Consider the following 5269-nt stretch of genomic DNA (forward strand, 5'->3'; position numbering starts at 1 on the left):
CGGGACCGGGGCGGAGACCGGGACGGGGACCGGCCGGAGCGGGACGACGGGCAGGCCACCGGGACGCCGCCGCCCTTCCAGCCGGCGTTCCCTCCGCCGCCCGCCCCTCGCTCGCCGCTCTCCGTCCAACTCCCGTACGCTGCCTCGCCGTACGCGGAACCACCCCCACCGGTCGGGGCCCCGGTGCCGAGGTTCGCGACGGCGCCCCGGGGGCCCGACGAACCGCACCCCTGTGACGAGGAGAACGACGACGTGCGTCGCCGTACGTTCCTGACCGGCGGCCCTGCCGCGCTGGTCTCCGTGGTCGGCATCGACAGGACCGGCATCGACATGGCCGGCGTCGACCGGCCCGGCCCGCCCGCCACGGCCCCCGCCCCCCACGGCGCGGCCGCCCTCCCCCCGCCGCCGGCGAGCGCCGTCGTGCCCGGCCGCCCCGGCCCCGTCCCGCCGCCCCGCAAGGTCGGCGCGGCCGAGGTGCTCGGCGTGGAGCGGGCCGTCCGGGAGATCCGGCTGGCCGACGACGCGCACGGCGCCGACGCCCTGTTCGAGCAGGCCGGCCGCTCCCTGCGGGAGGCCTACCTGCTGCTCGACGCCTGCGAGTACTCGACCGAGACCGAGCGCCGACTCCAGGCCGGGGCCGGTGAACTGGCCATCTCGGTCGGCTGGTTGGCGCACGACTCGAACCGGCTCGGGGACGCCCGCTCGTACTACGCGGAGGCGCTGGCCACCGCCCGGATGGCCGGCGACTCCGCGCTGGAGGCGCACGTCTTCTCCAACAGCGCCTTCCTCGCCCGGGACGCCGGCCGCCCCCGCGAGGCGCTGCGCGCCGCCCAGGCCGGACAGTCCGCCGCCCGGCGGCTCGGCTCCCCCCGGCTGCTCTCCCTGCTCTCGATGCGCGAGGCCGGCGGCTGGGCCCTGCTGCAGGACCGCGGCGCCTGCGAGCGGGCGATCACCCGGGCCCGCGGGCTGTTCGAGCAGGGCCCCCGCCAGGACGACCCGGAGTGGATGTCGTTCTTCGGCGACGCCGAACTCGCCGGGCTGCAGGCCCAGTGCTGGTCCGCGCTCGGGGACTGGGACCGGGCCAGCGAGCACGCCCGGCTGGCCATGGCGCTCCAGCAGCCGCACTTCGTCCGCAACCGGGTGCTCTACACCGCCGAGCTCGCCCACGACCGGCTCGGCCGGGGGGACCTGGCGGGCGCCGCCGGGCACGGGTCGGCCGCCGTCGCGCTGTTCGACGACGTCCGCTCGGCCCGGATCCGCTCCATGCTCGCGGACACCGCGCGGCGGCTGCGGGAGCACCGGCGGGTGCCGGAGGTGGGGCGGTTCCTGGCCGAGTACGGCGCGGCGACGTCGGCCGCCTGACGGGGCCCGGNCCGGCCGCCGCGGCCGGGTCAGTGCTTCAGGGTCTCCAGGTGGCCCTGGTCGTTCCACAGCTCGACCGCCGGCGCCCCGTACTCCCAGGACAGCACGCAGAGCGCGGCGGTGCCGAGCTTGAAGCGCTGGGCGTACTCGGGCGGCAGGCCGAGCCAGCGGGCGGTCAGGATGCGCAGCAGGTGGCCGTGGGCGAAGAGCACCACGTCGCAGTCGGCGCAGTGCATGACGGTGGTGTCCGGGTCGGGCACGCCGTGCGCGGTGTTGAGGTCGGCGAGCAGCGCGTCGACCCGGGCGGCGACCTCGGAGAGCTTCTCGCCGCCGGGGACGCCGTCGCGCCAGATCAGCCAGCCGGGCTGGTCGGTGGCGCGGATGTCGGCGCCGGTGCGGCCCTCGTACTGGCCGTAGTCCCACTCCAGGAGTTCGGGGCGGTCCACGGCCCGGTCGCCGAAGCCGGCCAGCTCGCAGGTCTCCTTGGCGCGGCCGAGCGGGCTGGTGTAGACGAGGGCGTCCGGCAGGCCGTTCCAGGGTGCCCCGGCGAGCCGGGTGCCGAGCGCGCGGGCCATCGCGCGGCCGTCCTCGGTCAGCGGGATGTCGGTGCGGCCGGTGTGGCGGCCGGTGGCCGACCAATCGGTCTCGCCGTGGCGGACCAGCAGGATGCGGGCGGGCATGGGCAGGCTCCTCGTGCTCGGGGCGGTGTCAGGGGCGGTGTCAACGGTCGGCCTCGCCAGCGAGCACCGGCTTCCATGATCCCCCACCGGGGGGACGCCCACGATCCCGGCCTCCGGCTCCCGGCGGCGCCGGGCGCGGCGGACGGGCGGCGGGCGGGCGGGTCCGGTGGCTGTGGATTCGCCGCCAACGGCCCGTTCGGGGCGGATTGTCGGAGCCGGATGCGACACTGGGCCGCACCATGAACGTCTCGACGAACGCCCCGCTCCGCGGGCCGGCGGAGCCGCTCGCCCAGCGGCTCGCCGAGCTGCGCGGACCGGCGCCGCAGCGCAGTCTGAACGCCCGTGCCCTCGCCGCCCTGGCCGCCAATCCGGGGTGCCACCGCCGCGCCGTGCTGGACGCCGCCGGGGTGGACAAGTCGGCGCTGGCCGCCCGGCTCGGCCGCCCCGCCCCCTTCGGCCGGTCGCCGTTCGCGCTGGCGCGCGGCGTCGTGTTCGAGGCCCGGCTGAAGGAGAACGGCTACGCCGCGCTGCTGGAGCCGCTGCGCCTGCGGCTCGGCCTGTCCGACGAGGGCGGCCCGCTGCTGGTGCCGGACCTGCTCCGCTCGTCCGGTCCGGCGGTCCGGGCCGACCGGACGGCGGCCGCGCTCGCGGAGGCCGCCGCCGAGGAGCACGCCTGGACGCTCCTCGACCATCCGATGCTGCGGCTGGACGTGGCGGGATCCACCGCCTACCTGGAGCCGGACGCGGTGGTCGTGCACGGCGGGCGCTGCACGGTCGTGGAGATCAAGTCCTTCCCGGTGCTGGACGGCACCGCGGACCCGGGCAAGGTGGGCGCCGCCGCCCGGCAGGCCGCCGTCTACGTGCTGGCCCTCCAGGAGGCGGCCGCCGCGCTGGCCGGCCGGCCGGTGGATCCGGACCCGTACGCCGAGCAGCGGCTGCCGGGAAGTCCCCGCACCAGCGTGCTGCTGGTCTGCCCGGAGGACTTCGGCAGCCGGCCGACCGCCGTGCCGGTGGACGTGCGCCGGGAGCTGGCCACCACCCGCCGGCAGCTGAGCCGGATGACCGGCATCGAGCGGCTGCTGGCGGTGCTGCCGCCGGGCGCGGACTTCGACCTCTCCCCCGATCCGGACGGCGCCCCCGTCCGCTCGGCCGAGGAGCTGGAGAAGACGGTCGGGACGGTGCCCGCCGCGTACAGCCCGGACTGCCTGTCCACCTGCGAGCTCGGCTTCCACTGCCGCGCCCAGGCGCGCTGCGGGGACCGGGTCGAGCAGCTCGGCCGGGGCGTCCGGGGCGAGCTGGGCAGCATCCGCACGGTGACCGAGGCGCTGGACGTGGCCCGCACCGGTCCGGCCCGCGCGGCCGGCACCGGCGAGCAGGCCGACGGGAACGATGACAGGAACGATGACGGGGAGGGCGACGGGGCCGACGAGGCCGCCGCCCGGCTGGCCTACGCCGCCGCGCTGCGCGCCGAGGCGCTCGGCCGCACCGCGCCGGCCGCCGCGGGGGCCGAGCGGTGAGCCTGCTGTCCACCCTGGCCCGGCTGGAGGCCGTGCGCGGCGGCCGGGCCGAGCCGCTGGCCACCGTCCGCCACCGGCACCTCTCCGAGCGCCCGATGGTGCTCGTCCCGCTGACCTCGGCCGGTGAGGACGGCGCGCCGCTGGCCGTGCTGCTGGGCACCGACCGGGACGCGCCGGTGCTGCACATCGTGCCGCAGCCGCTCAACCGCACGCTGCGCTCGGAGTTCCTGGCCGACCTGGCCGCCGATCTGCTGCCCTACCTGGAGTCCTTCGGCGACGAGGTCGAGCTGATCGAGGGCTCCGAGAAGGACCCGGAGAGCGGTGAGAAGACGCCGGTGGTCCGCGAGCTGTGCGCGGACGCGCCACAGCTGATCGTGCCGAACACCGGGGGCGTGCGCTACCTGGCGTTGCTGGGCCGCTCGACCCGGTTCCGCCGCACCGCGGAGGACGAGGACCCGGGCCCGTTCCCGGCCCCCGCCCGGGTGCCGCTGCTCGGCCGCTGGCTGACCCACCTCGCCGAGCGGGCGATGGTGCCGGGCTCCAGTCTGCTGCTGCCGATGACCGGGCTGCTGGCCCGGCACTGGGCCACCGGCCAGAGCCATCTGGAGGACCAGCACCTGGCCGCCCGGCTGGCCTGGCACAGCCCGCCGGAGGGGCTGACCGGGGCGGAGGCGGCCGAGCTGGCCGAGACCGGGCGCGGCGAGGAGGGCCGGCTGGTCCATCCGCCGGCCGGTCCGACCACGGACCCGGTGTTCGACGCCAAGGTGCTCGCCCCGGCGATCGCCCGCTACGACGCGGCCGCGGCGGCCCTGCGCGAGGCCGACGGCACGGGCGGGACGGGCGGGACGGGAGGCGGGGACGCCGAGGCGGCCCGACAGGCCGTGCGGGTCGCGGTCGACCAGCTGCGCGCCGTGCTGCGCGAGGAACTGCTGCCGACCTGGCACGACGTCTGGCACGGCCTGGACCTGCTGCGCGCGCTGCCCCCGGCCGGCCACCTGCCCGCGCGCTGGACCGGCGACCGCTGGTCGTACACCGGCCACCGGGACCGGCTGGCGGCCGGCGAGCCGCCGCAGCCGCGGATCGACGACGCCGTGACGGCCGCCCGCAAGCTTGCCCAGCGCGAGCGCGAGCAGGCCCGGCTGGACGTCCAGGAGGCGCTGGACGACCCGCTGGCGATGGCCGAGCACCGGCTGGCCGGGGAGGCGTTCAGCGGGGTGGTGACGGAGGTGGTGCCGGACTACGACACCACCGGCCGCTCCCCCAAGCCGCGCCCGCTGGTGACCGTGCGCACCGACGACCGCCCGCACGCCGACCTGGGCCGCGAGGTGCACCGGGTCCGCGAGCCGGCGGCGCCGGAGGCCGGGGCGGGCCCGGCGCAGAAGGCGGTGATCGCGGCGGCCGACCCGGAGGAGGGCACCATCACGGTGCGGGTGCTGTCCGGCATGGGGCGCAGGAAGGAGCCCGAACCGGGCAGCCTGCCCGAGCCGGGCGATCGGGTCACCTTCACCCTGTTCGAACTGACGGTCCGGCAGGCCGCGCCGCTGCCCGAGCCGGACGACACGCCGTGGACGCACGGCGGCCCGCCCGGTGCCGTCGTCACCGTGCTGCCGGCCGTGGCCGGCGCCGCCGAGGACTGGGAGTGATCCGCCCGATGAGCACCGAGACCGCCGGCCCCGGGACGCCCGGCGCGGCCGCCGACGCCGCGGTGGG

Annotated in this window: 4 protein-coding genes; 3 read left to right on the forward strand and 1 reads right to left on the reverse strand. The window is 77.9% G+C overall.

The annotated features are described in order from the left end of the window. Positions 1–1362, forward strand: a 1362-nt coding sequence (locus ABD308_RS20490) for an NsdA family TPR-like regulatory protein (protein ID WP_425554811.1), incomplete at its 5' end; no start/stop codon positions are given. Between the two features lie 29 nt (positions 1363–1391). On the opposite strand, the gene ABD308_RS20495 is transcribed toward ABD308_RS20490, so the two are convergent. Next, complete coding sequence (locus ABD308_RS20495; RefSeq protein ID WP_344337325.1) at positions 1392–2042, reverse strand: histidine phosphatase family protein; 651 nt, start codon at positions 2040–2042, stop codon at positions 1392–1394. A gap of 239 nt (positions 2043–2281) precedes the next feature. On the opposite strand from ABD308_RS20495, the gene ABD308_RS20500 reads away from it, so the two are divergent. After that, positions 2282–3559, forward strand: a complete 1278-nt coding sequence (locus ABD308_RS20500; RefSeq protein WP_344337326.1) for a hypothetical protein — start codon at positions 2282–2284, stop codon at positions 3557–3559. Then, a complete protein-coding gene (locus tag ABD308_RS20505) occupies positions 3556–5202 on the forward strand; it encodes a hypothetical protein (RefSeq protein WP_344337327.1) in 1647 nt (548 codons plus the stop codon). The genes ABD308_RS20500 and ABD308_RS20505 overlap by 4 nt, the downstream gene beginning before the upstream one ends. Positions 5203–5269: the final 67 nt, after the last annotated feature.

This window comes from Kitasatospora putterlickiae (genome assembly GCF_039527695.1).
In the GTDB taxonomy this organism is placed as follows: domain Bacteria; phylum Actinomycetota; class Actinomycetes; order Streptomycetales; family Streptomycetaceae; genus Kitasatospora; species Kitasatospora putterlickiae.

Bases quoted from the DNA above. Each gene is read 5' to 3' on its own strand.
- ABD308_RS20500 (WP_344337326.1), top strand. From the start codon at position 2,282: ATGAACGTCTCGACGAACGCCCCGCTCCGCGGGCCGGCGGAGCCGCTC.
- ABD308_RS20495 (WP_344337325.1), bottom strand. From the start codon at position 2,042: ATGCCCGCCCGCATCCTGCTGGTCCGCCACGGCGAGACCGATTGGTCG.